18 protein-coding genes are annotated in these 18,931 nt (G+C 71.6%); 4 read left to right on the forward strand and 14 right to left on the reverse strand.

Annotation, left to right across the window (positions count from 1 at the left end; all coding sequences use genetic code 11):
- A partial coding sequence (locus tag AC1D12_RS05680) for an autoinducer binding domain-containing protein (protein ID WP_477839287.1) occupies positions 1 to 368 on the reverse strand: 368 nt, incomplete at its 3' end.
- A 281-nt stretch (positions 369 to 649) separates the two neighbouring features.
- Between AC1D12_RS05680 and AC1D12_RS05685 the strand changes: the two genes are divergently transcribed.
- Positions 650 to 928, forward strand: coding sequence for a DUF4902 domain-containing protein (locus tag AC1D12_RS05685; protein WP_477824444.1), 279 nt, complete (start codon positions 650 to 652; stop codon positions 926 to 928).
- 28 nt (positions 929 to 956) lie between these two features.
- Here the strand turns inward: AC1D12_RS05685 and AC1D12_RS05690 are convergent, their stop codons facing one another.
- The 5 genes from AC1D12_RS05690 to AC1D12_RS05710 are packed head-to-tail and all read right to left on the reverse strand — an operon-like array spanning position 957 to position 5,231.
- Positions 957 to 1,439 (reverse strand): GNAT family N-acetyltransferase, encoded by a 483-nt coding sequence (locus AC1D12_RS05690; protein WP_047503650.1) that lies wholly within the window; start codon positions 1,437 to 1,439, stop codon positions 957 to 959.
- Positions 1,440 to 1,448: 9 nt separating this feature from the next.
- The gene (locus tag AC1D12_RS05695) at positions 1,449 to 2,621 is read right to left on the reverse strand and encodes an ABC transporter permease (RefSeq protein WP_477824443.1); all 1,173 of its coding nucleotides are present in this window, start codon (positions 2,619 to 2,621) and stop codon (positions 1,449 to 1,451) included.
- The gene (locus AC1D12_RS05700; RefSeq protein WP_477824442.1) at positions 2,618 to 3,388 is read right to left on the reverse strand and encodes an ABC transporter ATP-binding protein; all 771 of its coding nucleotides are present in this window, start codon (positions 3,386 to 3,388) and stop codon (positions 2,618 to 2,620) included. The genes AC1D12_RS05695 and AC1D12_RS05700 overlap by 4 nt, the downstream gene beginning before the upstream one ends.
- Positions 3,385 to 4,866 carry an alpha/beta hydrolase gene (locus AC1D12_RS05705; protein ID WP_477839289.1) on the reverse strand — a complete coding sequence of 494 codons (1,482 nt, stop codon included), beginning with the start codon at positions 4,864 to 4,866 and terminating at the stop codon, positions 3,385 to 3,387. Before AC1D12_RS05705 ends, AC1D12_RS05700 begins: the two co-directional genes overlap by 4 nt.
- A complete protein-coding gene (locus AC1D12_RS05710) occupies positions 4,863 to 5,231 on the reverse strand; it encodes a glutaredoxin domain-containing protein (RefSeq protein WP_047503641.1) in 369 nt (122 codons plus the stop codon). The genes AC1D12_RS05705 and AC1D12_RS05710 overlap by 4 nt, the downstream gene beginning before the upstream one ends.
- Positions 5,232 to 5,359: 128 nt before the next feature.
- Between AC1D12_RS05710 and gstA the strand changes: the two genes are divergently transcribed.
- Together gstA and AC1D12_RS05720 are read left to right on the forward strand one after the other, a co-directional pair.
- Positions 5,360 to 5,965 carry a glutathione transferase GstA gene (gene gstA, locus AC1D12_RS05715; protein ID WP_477839291.1) on the forward strand — a complete coding sequence of 202 codons (606 nt, stop codon included), beginning with the start codon at positions 5,360 to 5,362 and terminating at the stop codon, positions 5,963 to 5,965.
- A complete protein-coding gene (locus tag AC1D12_RS05720) occupies positions 5,962 to 6,324 on the forward strand; it encodes a hypothetical protein (protein WP_477839293.1) in 363 nt (120 codons plus the stop codon). Before gstA ends, AC1D12_RS05720 begins: the two co-directional genes overlap by 4 nt.
- Position 6,325: 1 nt before the next feature.
- Here the strand turns inward: AC1D12_RS05720 and AC1D12_RS05725 are convergent, their stop codons facing one another.
- The 3 genes from AC1D12_RS05725 to pabB all read right to left on the reverse strand — a co-directional run bounded on the left by AC1D12_RS05725 (position 6,326) and on the right by pabB (position 10,173).
- Complete coding sequence (locus tag AC1D12_RS05725; protein WP_477839295.1) at positions 6,326 to 7,951, reverse strand: thioredoxin family protein; 1,626 nt, start codon at positions 7,949 to 7,951, stop codon at positions 6,326 to 6,328.
- Between the two features lie 84 nt (positions 7,952 to 8,035).
- Positions 8,036 to 8,767: a hypothetical protein gene (locus AC1D12_RS05730; protein WP_477839296.1), complete on the reverse strand. Its 732-nt coding sequence runs from the start codon at positions 8,765 to 8,767 to the stop codon at positions 8,036 to 8,038.
- Positions 8,764 to 10,173 (reverse strand): aminodeoxychorismate synthase component I, encoded by a 1,410-nt coding sequence (gene pabB / locus AC1D12_RS05735; protein ID WP_477839297.1) that lies wholly within the window; start codon positions 10,171 to 10,173, stop codon positions 8,764 to 8,766. The genes AC1D12_RS05730 and pabB overlap by 4 nt, the downstream gene beginning before the upstream one ends.
- A gap of 27 nt (positions 10,174 to 10,200) precedes the next feature.
- On the opposite strand from pabB, the gene AC1D12_RS05740 reads away from it, so the two are divergent.
- On the forward strand, positions 10,201 to 10,728 hold the full coding sequence (locus AC1D12_RS05740; protein WP_465110059.1) for a chorismate--pyruvate lyase family protein: 528 nt from the start codon (positions 10,201 to 10,203) through the stop codon (positions 10,726 to 10,728).
- Between the two features lie 3 nt (positions 10,729 to 10,731).
- Here AC1D12_RS05740 and AC1D12_RS05745 read toward each other — a convergent pair whose 3' ends face one another.
- The 5 genes from AC1D12_RS05745 to AC1D12_RS05765 form a co-directional block, all read right to left on the reverse strand.
- Positions 10,732 to 11,589, reverse strand: a complete 858-nt coding sequence (locus AC1D12_RS05745; protein WP_477839298.1) for a 2OG-Fe(II) oxygenase — start codon at positions 11,587 to 11,589, stop codon at positions 10,732 to 10,734.
- Positions 11,586 to 12,203, reverse strand: coding sequence for a hypothetical protein (locus AC1D12_RS05750; RefSeq protein WP_477839300.1), 618 nt, complete (start codon positions 12,201 to 12,203; stop codon positions 11,586 to 11,588). The genes AC1D12_RS05745 and AC1D12_RS05750 overlap by 4 nt, the downstream gene beginning before the upstream one ends.
- Positions 12,200 to 13,558 (reverse strand): cytochrome-c peroxidase, encoded by a 1,359-nt coding sequence (locus tag AC1D12_RS05755; RefSeq protein ID WP_477839302.1) that lies wholly within the window; start codon positions 13,556 to 13,558, stop codon positions 12,200 to 12,202. The genes AC1D12_RS05750 and AC1D12_RS05755 overlap by 4 nt, the downstream gene beginning before the upstream one ends.
- A 65-nt stretch (positions 13,559 to 13,623) precedes the next feature.
- Positions 13,624 to 15,933, reverse strand: coding sequence for an alkaline phosphatase family protein (locus AC1D12_RS05760; RefSeq protein WP_477839304.1), 2,310 nt, complete (start codon positions 15,931 to 15,933; stop codon positions 13,624 to 13,626).
- A 312-nt stretch (positions 15,934 to 16,245) separates the two neighbouring features.
- Positions 16,246 to 18,931 (reverse strand): hybrid sensor histidine kinase/response regulator (locus AC1D12_RS05765; RefSeq protein ID WP_477839306.1); only part of this gene is annotated, 2,686 nt, incomplete at its 5' end.

Genomic DNA, 18,931 nt, shown 5'->3' on the forward strand with positions numbered 1-18,931 from the left:
ACACCGAACATGAAGTGTTTGCCGTCAGGCAGATGCAGCGTCAGCCCGATGCCGTGCGAATAGCCGAAGCGGGCTTGCTGCTCCCACTTCTCGCCCTGGCCCACCGAGGTGTACGTCTTCTGATCCCAGATGATGGGAACACTCTGTCGCTTGCAATGCTGCATCACCGGGTCGGTGCGGCCATTGCCCACCTCCTCGAACGAATCCCGGTACGCCGACGGCGCATTGTCGACGGCGATGAATTCCGGGTCGCCCAGGAAATGGTCGATGACCGTGATGGCGCTGACTTTCTCGAAGCCGAGTTGCTGTGCAAAGCGAACGATCTCGCCCTGGAACTCCTCGCGGGTTCCAGCTTGCAGCACCGACATGTACCCACCTTGCAGCATGGTCCTCTCACCTCGCAACCGTTTGCTCCGGCCTCACTACCTCAAGCGACCCTGACAGGTCTTACAGCTGACAGAGATTACAGCTGGCAAGGTTTACAGCTAGGCGCGACCGTGACTTGACCACATTATTGGCCAATCACAAAACTCAGGGATCAACACGATCAACCGCTATGACGCCTGCATGGACCATCTACGCCTGGCCGCCCGTCAAGTGGCAGGCGGACAGTACCCCCGATCTTCACTTCGTGCATTTGGGCACACGCGTGTTGAATCCTGGTGACGATGCCGGGCCGAGCACCGGCCAGACGCTGTGGGGCGGGCCGCTCTCCGAAGGCGCGGCCGGCGTGGCGTGGGACTGGGTGCAACTCGAGCAGGGGATCGTCGCGATGGCCGACCCGCTCGGCCTGATCACGAACCTGCAGTTGCTCGGTGCCGGTGGCGAGAAGCTGAGCGGCATGGAAGTGGCGATGCGGCTCAACGAGATCGTGCACACGCTGCCGTGGCAGAACGAGGTGCAGCGGGCGCTGGACCGCGCGGCCTGACACGCGGCCTGCGGGCCGCACCATCGATTCAGCCTGCGGCGAGCACCATCTCGGTGTGCGGGATGCCGTCTTCGAGGTAGCGCTCGCCGACCACCACGAACCCGAAGCCCGCATAGAAGGCCTCCAGCCGCGACTGCGCCGAGATGCGGATTCCGTGCCCCGGCAGCACCTCGTGCGCATGCGCGATCGCGCGCCGCACCAGCTCGCGGCCGAGACCCAGGCCGCGCGCGGCCTCGCTGGTGATCACGCGGCCGATCGACGGCTCCACGTACTTCGCGCCGGGCGGCAGCACTCGGGCATACGCGAACGGCTGGCGCTGCGCAGGCAGCCACGCGGCGAGGTGCCACGCCGCCTCGTCATGGCCGTCGACATCGAGGTAGGCGCAGTTCTGCTCGACCGAGAAGACCTGCTGGCGCGTCATGTAGATGTCGTGCAGCTCGCGCAGCGAGAGTTCGTCGAAGCGGCAGAAGCGCCATTGCAGCGCGTCGAGGGAAAGAGGTGAAGTGCTCATCCCCGCATGCTATCGAACGGCGGCAGCGCGCAGGTGCTTCGCCACGAAGACGACGCTCACCACCGTCAGCACCGTGCAGACCGCCAGCGAGACCGCCACCGGCTGCATCGCCAGCGCCTCGCCCTTCAGCACGCGCGTCATCAGCGTGAACTGCGCGAGTCCCGGCACCCAGGCGTGCCACCAGGCTTCGCCAGTCTGGTTGAAGAGCGTCATCAGCGGCAGCAGCGAGGCCGCGAGCACCACCACCGTGCTGTTCGCCTGGGCCTCCTTGAAGGTCTTGCAGCGGATCGCCACCGCCATCAGCAGTGCCGACAAGGCCGCCGCCAGCGGCAGCAGCAGCGCGATGAACAGCATCGCCTCGACCCAGCCGAACTGGAACATCGCCTGCAGCGTGTCGCTGCGCAGCAGCCACTGCGCCGGCAGGAAGCTCAGGCAGCACAGCACTGCGATCAGCATCGCGAGCGCGAACACCGCGCCCCATTTGCCGCCGACCAGCGCCCAGCGCGGTGCCGGGTTGGCCAGCAGGGGCTCCAGCGACCCCCGCTCGCGCTCGCCGGCAGTCGTGTCAAGCGCGGCGTTCAGCGCGCCGTAGACCACCGCCATGATCACGAAGAACGGCAGCATGCCGGTGAGCTGCGCGGCGCGGCCCTGCGCGCTCGCGAGATCGCGCTCCTCGACCTGCATCGGCTCCAGCAGCTGGGGTGAGACGCCGCGCAGCGCCAGGCTCAGCGCGCCGCGCTCGCGGGCATAGGCCGCGAGCAGCCGCTGCACGCGCCCGGCACCGGCCTCGGCCGCCTTGTTGCCGGTGTCGGAGACGATCGCAAGCGCCGGCTGCTCGCCGCGCAGCAGCGCGGCCTCGAAGCCGGGCGGGACCACCAGCACCGGATCGCCGAGCTTCTGCGCGCGCAGCTTCGCTTCGTAGTCGGCTGGCGCCGGCGTCACGACATAGCTCTGCCGCTCGATGAAGTTGCGCAGCGCCGGCGCATGCTCGATGCCCGACACGACCACCTCGCGCTTCTCGGCCTGCGCCTCCAGCGTCGCGATCAGGCTCGACAGCGCGACCAGCACCAGCGGCCCGAGCAGCACGCTCGAGATCAGCACGACGATCAGCGTGCGGCGGTCGCGCAGCGCATCGGCCAGCTCCTTGCGCAGCACGATCAGCAACAACGACAAACCGCTCATGCCGCGTGCTCCGCCTGTGCGAGCTCGTCAGCGAAAGCGAGCTTCACGAATGCCTCCTCGAAGTCCCGCTCGCCGGTCTGCGCGAGCAGCTCGCCCACCGTGCCGCTGGCGACGGTGCGCCCGTGCGACACCACCGAGACGCTGTCGCACAGCCGTTCCACCTCTTGCATGATGTGCGTCGAGAACACGATGCACTTGCCGCCGCCGGCCGGGCTGCGCAGGTGGCGCAGCACCTCGCGCAGTGCGCGCGTGGCGAGCACGTCCAGACCGTTGGTCGGCTCGTCCAGCACGATGTTCGCGGGGTCGTGCACCAGCGCGCGCGCCAGCGCGGTCTTCATGCGTTCTCCCTGGCTGAAGCCGTCGGTGCGGCGCTCCAGCAGCGGCTTCAGGTCCAGCGATTCGGCCAGTGCCTCGGCGCGCGCCTGGGCGGCGTCGCGCGAGAGCCCCTGCAGCCGACCGTAGTAGACGATGTTCTCGCGCGCGCTGAGCCGTGGCGAGAGCCCGCGCGCGTCGGCCAGCACGCCCATGCGCGCCAGCGCCGCCCGCGGCTGCGTCGCGACGTCCAGCCCGTCGACGGCCAGCCGGCCGGCGTCCGGCGTGATCAGCCCGGCCAGCATGCGCAGCGTCGTCGTCTTGCCGGCGCCGTTCGGCCCGAGCAGGCCGGTGATGCAGCCGTCGGGCGCGTGCAGGTGCACGTCGGCGACGGCCTGCACGCTGCGCCCGCGCGCGGCCGTGAAGCGCTTCGCGACGTGGTCGATGTGGATCATGGCGTCGCTCCGGTCTGCAAGGGGACGAAGGCCGGCGGGCGCGGCACCGCGACCAGGCAGCTCGTGTCGAGCGCGAGTGCCGCGGCATTGTCGGCCGCGTCGATGAAGCGCTGTATCAGGTCGCGCGCGCAGCCGACGCCCATCACGCCGTGGCCGGCATTCGGCACCACCACCGAGCGTGCCTGCGCGCCCAGCGCGCGCGCGACGCGCTCCGCGTGGCGCGGCGGGGTGATCGGGTCGAGCCCGCCGCTGAGCAGCAGCACCGGCGTCGCGCTGGCCGCCAGGCGGTAGAACGCCTCGGGCACCGCACCGCGCGGCCAGGTGGCGCAGACGCGCTCGTACAGCGCACCCAGCGTGCGGCCGAAGTCGGCGCCGGGCGGGTCGGTGGCCTGCGCCATCCGCGGCACATCCTCCGCGCAGACCACGCTGAAATGCATGCCCATCGCGAGGCCCATGCCCTTGCGCGCCCCCAGCAGCCCGCCCAGCCCGACCAGGCCGTCGACGCGACCCTGTGCCGCCTCGTGCAGCGCCGTCGGCAGCGCGGCGGCGATCCATGGCGCATACAGCGTGCCGCGCACCGAGCCCAGCACCATCTCGCGCGTCAGTGTGAAGCGCTCGATGCGGCCGGTGAGCGGGTGGGCCGCGCTGACCTCGCGCGGCAGGCTGCCCAGCAGCGCCTTCCAGTCGGCACGCAGCGTCGGGTGCGCGCGCGTGCACTCCGCCTCGGCCTCGCAGGCGGCGAGCAGTGCGTCGAAGGCCTGCTGGCCGTCGGTCGAGAAGCTGACCGGCAGCACCATGTCGGCTGGTGCGACGCCGTCGAGCACGCTGCGCCGCAGCCGGTCGGGAAACTGCCGCTGGTACTCCAGCGCGGCGCGCGTGCCGTACGACGCGCCGAGCAGATTGATGCGCGGGGCGCCCAGCTGCGCGCGCACGGCATCGAGGTCCTGCATCGCGAGCGTGGTCGTGAAGAAGCCGAGGTCGGCCGGCGCGGCGAGCGGGGCACGCGTGGCGAGCCGGTCGCGGCACGCGGCCATGCGGGCGAACTGCCGCGCCGGGTCGGCCTCGTCGGCGAGCGCCGCCTCGCCGGCCTTCGCCTCATCCTCGCACGCGAGCGGTGCCGAGCGTCCGGTGCCGCGCTGGTCGACGAACACGATGTCGCGCCGGTTGTTCAGGCGCTGGAACAGCGGCATCACGCTGCCGGCCAGCGAGATCGCGCTCTGGCCCGGCCCGCCGGCCAGCAGGAACACCGGGTCGGGCAGCTTGCGGCGGGCCATCGCCGGCACGACGACGTAGTGCACGTCGATCTGCGGCCCGGCCGGCCGGGCCGGGTCGAGCGGCCGCCGCACCTGGCCGCAGCGCACCTCGTTGCGCAGCCCGGCCACGCGGCACGGTGTCGTCGCCTCGTCTGCGGCGCGCGCCGGCGCCGCCGCAACGGCGAGCAGGGCCGCCAGCGCCGCGGCAAGCAGCGTGCGCGTCATTCGCCCAGCAGCCGCTTCAACTCGCCGCTGTCGATCAGCCGCTGCACGTCGGTCTGCCCGCCGACCAGCGTGCCCTTGACGAACACCATCGGGAAGGTCGGCCAGCCGGTCCACATCTTCAGCGCCGCGCGGCGCCGCCACAGGCTGAAATAGCTGCCGTACTCCAGGTAGTGGTGCGCGACGCCGGCGGCTTCGAGCGCCCGGCGCACGCCGCGGCAGTGCGGGTTCTGCGCCATGCCGACCACCAGCACCGGGTTCGAGGCGGCGGCCGCCTGCACGTTGTGGACGATGTCCGCGTTCAGCGTCGCGACCTTCTCGCGGATCGCCGGGTGCAATCGGGATTCTTCAAGGACTTGGCGCGGCATGCAGGCTCCAGGGCAGGTCGGTACAAAGGCGGGAGATTAGCCGACACGGGCACCTCCTCGGCCCCGATGGCGTCGCTGGCCCGCCCGCTGTGTAATACCGGGTCCGCCACTCCCGACGAAGGCTCACCATGAAGCTCTACTACAGCCCCGGCGCCTGCTCTCTGTCGCCCCACATCGTGTTGCGCGAGGCCGGGCTCGCGTTCGAACCGGTGCTGGCCAGCACCAAGACGCACCAGCTCGCCGACGGCACCGACTACTACACGATCAGCCCGAAGGGCTATGTGCCGCTGCTCGAGCTGGACACCGGCGAGCGGCTGACCGAAGGCCCGGCCATCCTGCAGTACCTCGCCGACCAGGTGCCGACGAAGAACCTGGTGCCGGCCAACGGCACGATGCTGCGCTACCGGGTGCAGGAGTGGTTGAACTTCATCACCAGCGAGCTGCACAAGGGCTTCGGCGTGCTGTTCAACCCGGCGATGCCGGAAGAGGCGAAGGCGGTGATGCGCAGCAAGGTGCAAGGCCGCTTCGCGTGGATCGACGGGCAGCTGAGCGGCAAGGCCTACCTGATGGGCGAGCACTTCAGCATCGCCGACGCCTACCTCTACACCGTGAGCCGCTGGGCGCCGCGTGTGGGCGTCGAGATCAGCGGGCTGGCGAACGTGACGGCATACGTGGCGCGGGTTGGCGCACGACCCGCCGTCAAGGATGCGTTGCAGGCGGAAGGCTTGACGTGATCCACCTTCGAAGCGCCTTCGCCGGGGTGTTTGCCGTGGTGGCGATGGGGGCGCAGGCCGCCCCGGCCCCCGGCCGTTACGAGGCGCAGCTGTGCGTCGCGCTGTCGGACACCTCGCCCACCTGCGGCCCGGCGCAGGTCGACTGGCGCAGCGGCCAGCGCGTGCGTGTCCAGCTCAGCGACATCGTCTACCAGCTGAAGCTGCACAGCAGCCAGCTCGATGTCGTGCTGAAGCAGGGCAGCATGCAACTCGACGAGTTCAGTGCCGACTATGCGTGGCAGGGCGACACGCTGCAGTTCGCCGACCGCGACAAGGACGCGCGCTACGAGCTGCAGCTCGGCGCGCGCCGGAAGAAGTAGTTCAGGCCGTCTTCTTCGGCGCCGGCTTCAGCAGCGCATCGCAGGTCGCGCGCTGGCTGTCACCGTCGGGCAGCTGCCTGCACACGCCGTCGAGTTGCGCCTGCAGCCGCTTGAAGGCCGGGCCGTGGCCGGGCGTGCGCTGCCAGGCCAGCAGCTTGTCGCCGGCGCGTTGCAGCGAGCGGGCGCTGCGCTCGTAGAAGGCGCCCGGCTGCTCCGCTTCCTTGAAGAGCTGCTGCGCCGCGCGCTCGATGCGCGCATCGTCCTGCGGCGACAGCTCGACCAGCGCCGCCAGGTAGCGCGCACCCCATTGCAACCGGGTCGCCGGGCCTTCGCTCTTGTCGAACGATTCCTCGTACCAGTGCAGCGCGCCGACCTTGTCGCCGCGCTTCTTCGCGTTGGCGGCGAGGCCCAGCATCAGGTAGTACGGCGAATGGCTCTTCGCGAGGTTGGCCTTCAGCAGCGCGTCCGATTCGTCCAGCAGCCCGGCCATCTCCAGCATGTCGGCCGCGCTCGTGATCACGGCCTGGCGCTCGTAGCCGTCGGTGATCTCGCGGTCGGATCGCGCCGCCAGCTCACGCACCTCGGCCAGCAACGCCTCGGGCATCGCCGGCGTCGCGTCCTTCGGGGCATCGATGCGGGCCAGGTCGACGCGCGCGATCAGCGCGGTCAGCCGGTCGGCACGCGACAACGTGGCGTCKGCCTGCAGCCCCTTCAGCGCCCCGTCGAAAGCGGTCAGCAGCTGCGTGCGCTGCGGCGTCTTCGCGGCCGACAGCACGCGCACCAGGTCGGCGGYGCTGACGGTCAGCACGTCCATCTGCGCGCGGGCCGCCGCCGGATCGGCCAGCAGCGCGAGCACGCGCTCGCGGTCGGCCGGGGTCGCCTTCACCGTGGCGGCCTCTCCAGCGGTCAAGGCCTTCAGCAGCAGCCGCTGTGCCGTTTCCGGCTGATCGGCGGGGCAGCCTTGCGCGAGCTGGCGCAGCACCGCCACCGATTGCGCCTTCGGCAGCACCTGCTGCTCGTCGGTCTCCCACGAGTAGAACGCGAGCAGCTTCCAGTCGTTGGCCGACAGGCCCGCGGCACCGGCGCGCGCATCGGCCAGCACCGCCTTCACCGGCCGCTGCGCGCTGATGCCCAGCGTCAGCACCTGCGTGTACTGGGCGGCATCGACCTCGCCGGGCAGGCGCGTCACCTCGGCGCCGGCCGGGTTGAACAGCACCATCGTCGGATAGCCGCGCACCGCGAAGCGGGTGCCGAGCTTCTGCGCGCCGGGGCTGTCGCCGTCGATGTAGACCGGCACGAAGGCGCGCGAGCGCTCGATGAAATCCTGCCGGTTGAAGAGCGTGGCCTTGACCTGGTTGCACGGCGGGCACCATTTGGCACCCCAGTAGACGAAGACCGGCTTGTTGGCGGTCTTCGCGTCGGCGAAGGCTGCATCAACGTCGGCGTCGCTCGCGGCCTGGCGCCAGGCAATCCCGGGCTTCTCGGGGGCGTCGTGCGGTGCGCTCGCGGCGCTGACGACGGGGGCCGTGGCGGTGGCGGCGGTGGGCGAGGGTGGCGCTTCCTGCCGGGAGCAGGCGGCCAGCAGGGCCAGCAAGGTCAGGATCGCAAGGGGCGGGTGGGTTTTCATGGGCATCTCCCGGGCGCAAGACACGGAGTGTGGCGCATCCTGTGGTGCGTCGGCGAGGGGGAGATCCTCGAAATCCGGCCGACCTTATTCGTCCGGCAACGAAGCGTCCGGCAGCGAAGGCGGGGCCCCCAGGTGCGCCTGCGCGTCCTCGTCGCGCCAGCCCTCCAGCGGCGTGGCGCGCGCGAGCGCCATCCACAGGTGGAAGGGCATGCGCATCGGCCGCCGCGGCGCGGGCCGTTCGACCTCGAACCCGCCGCCGCGCGCCACCAGCACGCCGCACTCGGGCGGGACCTCGTCGGCCTGCGCGATGCCGTCGGCCAGCACGTACCAGCACTCGCTGCTCAGCTGCAGGTAGGCCGTGCGCTTGGCGGCGCGGCGCAGGTCCGACAGCAGGTCGCTGCGATGCACCTTGACCTCGTGGACGATCGGTTCCAGGTAGGCCTCGACGGTGGTGTGGCGGATCGAGAACACGTCGGGCATCGCCATCACCCAGCCCTCGTCGACCTTCGCGCGCAGCGACAGCCCGCGCCAGGCGAGGCGGCCGGCGCGCGTCATCTCGCGCGCGACGCGCTCGACCAGTTGCTCGTGCGCGTCGCGGCGTGCGCGGTTGCGCTGCAGCGTCTCGGCCAGCACCGCGATGCCGGCTTCGGTGACGCGCAGCGTCTCGTGGCCCGACACCTGCCGCACCCGCTCGAGCAGGCCGAGGAACAGCAGCTCGACCTCGACCAGGTCCTGGCACGGCCAGCCGGCCGAGCGCCAGACCTCGCGCAGGCGGCGGCGGTGCACGCCGGTCAGCAAAGGGGTCGCCTGGTTCATTGCAACGGGAGTGTCGACCCCTCGCGCAGGGCGTGCAACAGCAGCCGGCCCTTGGCCAGCGTCTCGTCGAGCTCCTCGCGCGGGTCGGAGTCGGCGACGACGGCGCCGCCCACCTGCACCATCACCCGCCGGCCGTGCACGACCGCGGTGCGGATCACGACCGACAGGTCCATGCCGCCGGCCGCGTCGAAGTAGCCGATCGCGCCGGCGTACGGCCCGCGCCGCACCGGCTCGATCGCTTCGATGATCTCCATCGCGCGCACCTTGGGCGCGCCGGTCATCGAGCCGGGCGGCCAGCAGGCGCGCAGCAGCTCGGCGGTGCCGGCGCCGTCGCGCAGGCGCGCGCGCACCGTCGACACCATCTGGAACACGCTCGGGTGTGCCTCGATCTCGAACAGGCCGTCGACGCGCACGCTGCCGACCTGCGCGACGCGGCCCAGGTCGTTGCGCATCAGGTCGACGATCATCAGGTTCTCGGCCCGGTCCTTGGTGCTCGCGACCAGCGCGGCACGCTGCTGCGCATCGGCCTGCGCATCGGCACCGCGCTCGCGCGTGCCCTTGATCGGCCGCGCGCTCACCTCGCGGCCGTCGAGCCGCAGGAAGCGCTCGGGCGAGACGCTTGCGATCGCGCCGTCCGGCAGCGGCAGGTAGGCCGAGAACGGCGCCGGGTTCAGCGCGGTCAGCGTGCAGTACAGCGCGAACGGGTCGCCTTCGAAATCGCCCTCGAGGCGGTGCGACAGGTTGGCCTGGAAGATGTCGCCCTGCGCGATCAGCGCGAGCACCTCGCGCACCTGCTGCAGGTAGCGCGGGGCCGGCGTGCGCGAGCGCATCTCGCCGGCGCGGAACTGCGTGGCCGCCGGCATCGGCCCGGCCGCCCGGGCGAGCGTGGCGGCGTGCACCGCGTCGCGCGGCGGCAGCAGGCCGGGCAGCTGCAGGCGGGCTTCGTACCAGCGCTGCGTCGCGTGTTCGTAGGCGAGCACCTGGTCGCACAGTTGCAGCCGCAACGCGGGCAGGTCCGGGTCGGCGGCGGCGTGCACCGGCAGCCGTTCCACGTGGCGCGCGAGGTCGTAGCCCAGCCAGCCGAGCCAGCCGCCGGCGAAGTCCAGCCCGGCGGGGCGCCCGGTGGCGGGCGCGGCGCTGCGGGCCAGCAGCTCGCGCAGCGCATCGAACGGATCGGCCCACCGCTGCAGCACCTGCCCGTGCGCATCGCGCAGCCAGGTGCCCTGCGCATCGGTCTCCAGCAACGCGGCGGGCGGTCCGGCCAGGTAGGACCAGCCGGACAGGCCCGGCATCGCCTTGCTGCTTTCCAGCAGCGCGGCCGGGCCTTCGGCGAGCAGCCGGGCGCACAGGTCCTGTGGCCGGCCGGTGAGCGTCAGGGGTAGGATCGTCGACTTCGAATCGGCCACGCAGTACACGCACAGGACACAGGGCGCATGAGTGTAGAGCGGCAAATCTTCCCTCCGGCGGCGCGGCACGAGCCGCTGCGCCGGCTGCTGCTGGCGCAGGACGGCTCCACCACGCGCACCTGCTCGGCGATGTGCGGCCTGCCGGTGCAGGTGATGCTGCACCACCAGCACCGCACGGCCGAGGTGCCGCGCACGGTGGCCGAGCAGCTGGGCGGCACGGCCTGGCTGGAGCGCGTGACGAGCCTGGTGGCCGGCGGCCGCGTGCTGATGGACAACCTGTCGTACACGCGGCTCGATGCGGTGCCGGACTGGTTCCTGCGCGGCCTCGACGAAGGCGCCGCGCCGATCGGCCACCTGCTGGCGCGCCTGTTCGTGCAGCGCCAGGCGATCGAGAGCGAACCGGCGCTCGAATCGGGGCTGTGGAAGGTGGTCGGCCTGCCGGATCCGCGGGCGAGCCGGGCCTACCGCATCGTCACGCCCGAGGGGCCGCTGATGCTGATCTTCGAGGTGTTCCGCGGCGCGATGCTGCCGCAGGCGGAGTTGATCGCCGACTGATCGTCATTGGCTGATGAACGGCCGCTCGCGCATCCACTTCGTCGCCACCCACTTCTCGCCGGCGAGCACCGGCCGGCTCGCATGCAGCGAGCGCTCGTCCCGCCCGTCGTACTCGAAGACCACCGCGTGGCCGCGCTGCGGCGTCACCTGCAGGCCGCGTTGCGGAAAATCGGTCTCGCCGCCGCCGGCCACGTCGTTCAGGTAGCACACCAGCGTGCTGATGCGCTGGCCGCTGCGCGCGATCGACGCGCGGTTGGCCTCGTTGACCGGCTGCAGGAAGTCGAAATGCGGCGCGCTGCCGGCGCCGGCCGGGTAGTGCAGCAGCTGCAGGCCTTCGCCGTGCGACGTGGGCAGCCCCATCAGCGCGGCGAGCCTGCGGTCCAGCCGCTCGATCAACGGCGTCTCGGCGGGCCGGAAGAACATGCCGAGGCTGGCGCGCAGGCCGCTGCGCACGTCGCGCCCGCTCATCGGGTCGACCAGGGTCGACGGCTTCAGGCGCGGCCGGGCGAGCGCGATCAGGGCCTCGCACTCATCGGCGTCCAGCACGCCCTGCAGAACGGCGATCAACGGCGCATCGGTGCGCATCGCGACGCGGATGCGGCGATCGTCCGCTTCGATCACCGGTCCGTCGGCCAGCCGCGCGCGCGGCGCCTGCGCATCGACCGTGTCAATCGGCAAAGGCGCGCCGCGCTCGCGCGCCCGCACGAACGCGTCGACGATGGCCCGCGCCGCGTCCGGTGCCACCTGGCGTTCGCACATCGCGTCGACCAGTGCGGCCGGCGACTGCCCTTGCGCCAGGTGCTGCGCGACCCAGTCGCCGAGCGCCGGCGCGAAGCGCAGTTGCGTGGCTGCGTTGCTCATGCGCCCAACAGGTCCACCGCGACCCAGCCCCGTTCGGTGCGCACGAAGTTCTCCTCCAGCTGCGTCGTGCCGGCCCCGCGCACCATCCCGGCCACCACCGGGAACACCTTCTGGATCTCGCTGTCGCCGGTCCACGGCGCGGCGTCGATGCGGTAGGTGTAGGTCACGAGCGCACGGGTGTCGGGGCCGCGCTCGCCGCGGTCGAGCTTCCAGCCGACGACGCGGTCCAGCGTCAGGTGTGCGGCGCAGAAATCGCGCGTCTTCGCATCGCGCTGCACCAGGTAGCGCTTGCCGGCGTCGGTGAGCTCGAAGCGGCGCACCTTCATCTCGTGCTTCGTGCCCTCGTCGTCGACGACGACCTCGGCGACGCTGGAGCTGACGAGGCCGAGCCGCTCCAGCGGCGGCATCTGCCGCGCATTGCGGCCGCCGACATCGATCTCGTGCTGCGTCACGTCGATCGGCCAGGTGGACTTGCCCAGGCACAGGTCGCCGCGCTGGGCGAGGTAGCTGTTCATCGCGGCCGTGAAGGTGGCCTGGTCGGGGGCAGGGTGGCAGCCGGCGATGGCGAGCACGGCGCCCATCAGGGCGAGCAGTCGAAGCGAGAGTGGGTTCATTGCGTGCAAGGTCCGGTGGTCGGGGCCGACGCGGGCGGCTGGTAGCCGTCGGTCAGCGTGTTCAGGAAGCAGATCAGGTCGGCGACGTTCTGTTCGCTCATCGGCGGTGCGCTGTGGGCCTGGCGGCCGTCCAGCGGCATCTGCGTGTCGATGTTGGCGACGAACTGCGGCGGCAGGTCGTCGTATTTCTTCACGGTGCCGCCGGTGTATTGCGTCGTGACGAGGCCGTAGCTCGGGAAGTTCGCGTCGGGCCTGGCGCGGGCCTTGCCGCCGACCGTCGGGTACCAGATCTCCGGCCAGGTGTCGCGCGTGTTGTAGAAGCGGATCACCTGCTCCAGCGAGTGCATCACGCCGTTGTGGAAGAAGGCGTGGCGCGTCGCCACGTTGCGCAGCGTCGGCGCCTTCACCATGCCGCAGAAGGTGTTGCCCGCGGCCGGCGGGTGGTCGCTGCGCAGCGGGCCGCACAGGCCGATGTCGACGTACGCTGCATCGGCATTGGCCGGGATCGCCGGGTTGCGCGGCACGCCGATCGCCTCGTACGAGAAGTCGGTGAACAGCGCCGAGCTGCCGTTCAGCCCCGCGCCCTGGTAGTGGCACGAGGCGCAGTTGCCCACCTTCGGGTCGGCGAAGACCTTGAAGCCGCGCACCTCGGCCGGCGTCAGCGTGCCGCCGATCTTGTTGGCGGCGTACAGGTCGTACTTGCTGGAGTACGGGTGGAAGCTGCGGTCCTCCAGCTGGTAGGCCTGCAGCGCGAGCCCGGCCTTCGTGAACGCGGCGGCGGTGTCGTCGAACACGCCGGCGCCGAAGGCCTGCCGGAACAGGTCCGCATAGGGGCCGGCCTTCAGCTTCGCGACCACCGCGGCCGCGTCGGCATTCGCCATCTCGTTGGCGGCCAGCAGCGGCATCTGCGCCTGCGCGGCCAGCGTCGGCGCGCGACCATCCCAGGCGAAACCGCCGCCCGGGCCGGGCACGCTGATGCCGTCGGGGTTGTCGAGCAGGTCGGCGTACGGCGGCGTGACTTCCTTGTAGCGCAGCGACGGCACGGCGCGCGTGCCGCTGGCCTTCAGGTCGGCGCCGCCGGCCTGCACCGCGAGGTCGTTGGACGGCGCGTGCGCGTTCTTCGGGTCATGGCAGGTGGCGCAGGCCATCTGACCGGAGCCGGACAGCGAGGTGTCGACGAACATCTTCTCGCCGACCTGGGCGGCGAGGCTGAGCGAGCTGGCCGCGAGCGCAGGCACCGAGGCGGCCGCCGTCGCCTCGGTCGGCGCGTTGCGCCCGCCGCAGGCGGCCAGCGCCGTTGCCAGTGCGAAGGCCGCGGTCAGTGCCGCGGCCCGGTGGAGCAGGGTGGTGTGCATGGTGGAGCGGCCGCCGGCCACGGGTTGCCGTGCCCGGCGGCGGTGCTGCGTTGCTGTCGGAGGAGTTACTTCAACGACCAGACGCCGGTCTGCTGGCTGTCCGGGCCGATCTGCGCCGCGGTCGTCACGTCGGCCGACTGCTTGGCCGTGTAGGTGGCCGGTGCGACGAAGGCGTGGTTGATCGGCCGCACCGCGTCGAAGTGGGTGTCGGCGCTGCCGGCGAACTCGGGCAGGTTCATGATGTTGGCCGCGATGAAGTGCTCGGTGTACTTCGAGCGGTTCATGTACGAGCCGTCCACCGCCGGGTCGGCGAGCTGGAACATGTCCTGGAAGGTGCGCACCAGCGAGAAGTGGCTGTAGGCGTCGCTGTCGCTGATGCCCTTCGGTGCGGCGGCCTGGTTGCTCAGGATGCCGAAGATGCTCTGGCCGTGGCCGCGGTTGCCGCGCGTGTAGTTGTTGATCGTCGCATCCGGCGAGAAGCTGCCGTCGGCGTTCTGCTTCAGCGGCTTCGAGACGGCGCTGTTGGCCACGTTCCAGCCGCAGCAGGAGTTGAAGCCGCTGGTCGCATTGCCTTCGTCGAACATCAGCACGATGGCCACGCGGCGGTTCGGGTTCTTCCAGATCGGCGAGGCCTGGATGCGCTTGACCAGCGCATCGACGTAGTTGTCGCCGCGGGCGATGATGTTGCCCCCGGTGGCCACCGGCACGTTGTTGGCCACGCTGGCGCAGTCGCTCGCGGTGACGCCGGTGGCGCCTCCCGCCACGTCGCCCTTGACGGTGATGCCGTGCATGTCGTCGCACTGGTCGGGCACCAGGAAGTTCAGCGTGCCGACGTTGCCGCTCGCGAGGTCGGTGCCGAGCTGGTCGACGTCGTAGTTGGCCGGCACGGTGTAGGCCGTGCCGTTCTTCAGCACCGCATCCCACTGGCCGCCGCCCATCGTGCGGTTGCTGTACTTCCATTCCGGCGCGCTGCGCACGTTCTGGTAGGCCATGCCCGGGTGGTGCTTGGTCTTGTACAGGCCGGCCGGCATCGGCAGGTTCAGGTTGGGGGTGCCGATCTGCACGGTGTTGCCGGCGAGCGTGCCCGGCGCGTACATGTGGTCGGCGGCGACCACTGCGGCATCGGCCACGCTGTCGGTGCGGTAGTCCTGGCCCGGGTTCATCGACTCGTTGTAGGTGCGCCAGGTCAGGCCGGCCGCGCTCAGTGCGTTGAACAGGTTCGGCGCGGTGATGTTGTGGTTGACGCCGACGGCCTGCGTGCAGGTGGCGGCGAACGGCGAGCTCTGCAGTCCGGCCTGGGTCTTGTCCGGCAACGGCAGGTCCTTGACGGCGTTGTCGCCGGTGGCGTCGCAGTTCCACTGGCTGTCGTCGGTGATGCCGAAGTCGTCGCCGCCGCCGAGCGCGGTGTAGTTCGGCTCGCTGGGGTTGCCGGTCGCGTAGTACGAGGTCAGCTGGTTGCCGGCCTTCAGCAGCGCGTTGATCTTCGGTGCGAAGGCCGAGCCGGCGATCGACGAGGTGGCCTTGTTCTCGAGCATCACGACGAACACGTTGTCGTAGCGCGGGATGCCTTCGAGGTTGAACGCGGCCTGCTCGGCCTGCGCGAAGGTGATCTTCGCGCGCGTGTCGGCCGCGGTCGGCGCGGTGGCCTGCGTCACGTTCGCGGCGCCGGTCAGGCGCGGGTCGCCGCCGGCCACGGCCAGCGCATCGGGATAGAGGTCGCCGCGGTCGAGCTTGGTGATCGCGAAGGTGAAGCGGTTGTCCAGCACCTTGGCCTCGGCGAGCATCGCGGCCTGCTCGGTACCGGTGACGCCGTTGACATCGGCCAGCAGGTGGGCCGCGCTCACGCCGATGCGGTCGGCCAGGTTCTGCTTCTCGGCGGCGTAGGTGCTGCCGTTGGCTTCCATCGTGCGCAGCACTTCGGACGACAGCGGGCTGATCACGATCGCGCCGCCGGCCTGCTCGACGACCTGGTCGAGCGAGGCGCGCAGCACGTCGCGGCTGGCGACCTTGGTGCCGCTCGCGGTGTTGACGGCGTCGGTGCCGATGTCGGCGATCAGCGCGGCGTTGGTGGCCATCGTGATCGTGAACTTGCCGTTGGCATCGGTCGTGACCGGGTTCTCGCTCGCCTCGCAGAGGCCGTTCGCGTTGGCGTCGACGCAGACCTTGGCGCCCTGGTAGTAGGCGGCCTTGACGGTCGGGTCCGTGGCGCTGCCGGCGACGAAGTTCGTCGCGGTGACGACGCCGCTGACGGTGGGCGTGGGCGCGGGCGACGAGCTGTCGCTGCCGCCGCAGGCCGCGAGCACGGCGGCGGCGAGCAGGGTCAGCGAGGCGGTGCGGGACGTCGAGAGGGCTGGTGCGGTGATGATGCTTCGCATGGCAGGGTCCGGGTGGTGGGTGAGCGCGGCGGACTCTAGGGAGCGCACATGACGGATCGGTGTCAGGAACCGCTTCCGTCCCCACCCCGGTCGGTGCCAGGCCGCATGGCTGCTCGCTCTGCGGCCCTTCGTAAAGTACTTGTGGGTTCGTGTGTCGCCGAATGTCGGCGTCGCGCCGTCAGCGGCGGGATGAGCGCTCGGATCGTTGCCTGATCGTCCACTGCCGCTCGACGATTTGCTGTTCAGCAAATATGCGCAAAAGCCATAACTTATGAAAAAGTGGCTGATTTGCTGTTCAGCAAACAAGGGGCTTCACATCTCAGTCAGCACCGACAGCAGAAGCTCCATCTGCGCCTTCACCTCGACGACCAACTCGGGTGGCACCGCCGTGTTCTGGCGCAGCAAGCCTTCCATGTGCGCCGCGGCCGTCGCCAACGGCACGGCGCCCAAGGTCGCTGCCGTTGACTTCAGGTCATGCGCCAGCCGGAGCACCTGCCCCGCGTCGCCGGCCGCCTGCGCCGCGGCGAAGCGGCCGTTCCACGCCGCGAGCGCGTCGCGCGCGGCCTGCAGCACGCGCAGGTAGAGCGCGGTCTGGCCTTCCATGCGCGCGAGCGCCGTCGCGAGGTCGAAGCCGGGCAGGGCGGCCAGCGCCGGCAGCGGCGGCGGCGCGTCGGCGAAGGCCGCGATCTCGGGGCGGGCGGCCGGCATCAGCTGCTCCGCCGAGCCGGTCAGCCGGGCGATCACGCGGCGCAGCTGCGCGCGCGAGAACGGCTTCGTCAGGTGCGCCTGGCAGCCGGCCTGCAGGCTGCGCCGCTCGTCGTCGGGCAGCGCGTTCGCGGTCAGCGCGACCACCGGCACCGGCGCGCTGCCGCGCCGCCGCTCCAGCGCGCGCAGCGCGGCCGTCGCCTGGTAGCCGTCCATGCCCGGCATCTGCACGTCCATCAGCACCAGGTCGTACGGTTGCGCCGCAAAGCGCTCGACCGCCGCCGCGCCGTCGTGCACCACGTCCAGCCGGTGGCCCTCGCCTTCGAGGTAGGCCTGCACCAGCAGCACGTTCTGCGGGTTGTCGTCGGCCAGCAGGATGCGCAGCGAGCTCTGCATCACGCCGGCCGGCTCGGGCGTGCTGGGCGCCCACACCACCACCGGCGCCTCGGTGCTGACGGGCAGCGACAGCTCGACGTGGAAGCACGAGCCCTCGCCCTCGCGGCTGTCGACGCCGATGCGCCCGCCCATCAGCGCCACCAGCCGGCTGCTGATCGTCAGGCCCAGCCCGGTGCCGCCATAGGCCCGCGCGACACCGCTGTCGGCCTGCGTGAAGGCCTCGAAGATCGTGCGCTGGCGGTCGGCCGGGATGCCGATGCCGCTGTCGCGCACCTCGAAGCGCAGGACCCCCGGTGCATCCGCCACCCGGTGCACCGCCAGCGTCACGCTGCCGCGGTGCGTGAACTTGACGGCATTGCCCAGCAGGTTGCGCAGCACCTGCGCGAGGCGCGGCGCATCGCCGTTGACGACGGCCGGCAGCTCGGGGTCGAACTGCGTCAGCAGCCGCAGGCCCTTCTGCGACGCGCGCGCCTCGAACAGCACCGTCTGGCTCGCGACCAGCTCGACCAGCGAGAACGGCTGGGGGTGCAGCTCCAGCAGCCCGGCCTCGATCTTCGACAGGTCGAGCAGGTCATTCAGGATCTCCATCAGGCTCGCGCCGGCCGACTGGAACAGCGCGACGTGGCGGCCCTGGCGCTCATCGAGCTTGGTCTGCGCGAGCAGCTCGGCCGAGCCGAGCAGCGCGTTCATCGGCGTGCGGATCTCGTGGCTCATGTGCGCGAGGAACTCGCTCTTCATGCGGCTCGCCGCCTCGGCGCCGGCGCGCTCGCGCTCCAGCTGCAGCCGCTCGGCGCGCAGCACGCGCCGGCCCTGCCAGTGCGACAGCGCCGCGAAGCAGGCCGGCACCACCAGCACCGGCAGCAGGTTCGACAGCTGCGAGCGCCACAGCACGCCGGCTGCGTCGAGCAGCAGCAGCGCGAGCAGCGTGACAGCGCTCCAGCCCAGGTCGGCATGCGAATGCAGCGCGCCGCGCCGCAGCGCGACCAGGCCGGGCAGCAGCGCGGCCAGCCACCACAGCGCATCGAGCGGGGGCCGCGGCGGCGCGAACAGCGCGCCGGTGGCCAGCGCCGACTGCACCTGCGCGAGCGCGGCCGGCGCCCAGCGCGGGCCGAGCGGCGTCTGCACGCGGTCGCTCAGCACGGCGCTCGCACCGATCACGATGGCGCGGCCCTGCACCTGCTCGCGTAGCGCGTCGTCGCGCAGCGCGCCGCGTGCGGCCTGCACGACCGACACATACGGGCGCAATGCGACGGCATCGCCGCGCGCCGGCCAGCGCGGGCGCACGCGGCCGGCCTCGTCGATCGGCCAGCGGTGCGCGCCCGCACGCGCCTGGCCGTCGGCGCAGGCCAGGGCGGGTGGCGCGATGCCGTCGCCCGCCAGCAGCGAGGCCAGCGCGAGGGTCGGCACGCCCTGCGCCGTGGCGGCGTGCCACAGCGACAGCGCGCGCAACTGGCCGTCGTCGTCGGTCGGCGTCGACGCCATGCCGAGCACAGGTGAAGCGGCCAGCAGTGCGGCGGACGGCAGCTGCAGCCCCGGCCAGGCCTGCGCGCCGCAGCCGCCCGGGCCGGGCTGCGGCGGCAGCGATTCGCTGTCGCCGGGCGGCTGCGGCACCACGCTGACCGCCAGCACGATGCGGCCCGGGTGGCGCGCCAGCGTGGCGGCGAGCGCCGCATCGCCGTCGCGCGGGTCGGCCAGCACCAGGTCGATCGCGACGCTGCGCGCGCCGATGTCCAGCAGGTAGTCGGTGACCAGCGCGAGCAGCGTGCGGTCCGGCGGCCAGCCGCCGAACTGCGGGCGCAGCGCCGCGACCGAGGCCTCGTCGATGTCGACCACCAGCACGCCGGGCGCGCCGTCGCGCGCTGCCAGCGCGCGCGCCTGCAGGTCGTGCCAGGCGGTC

It is taken from the genome of Rhizobacter sp. P1_G5, assembly GCF_056405435.1.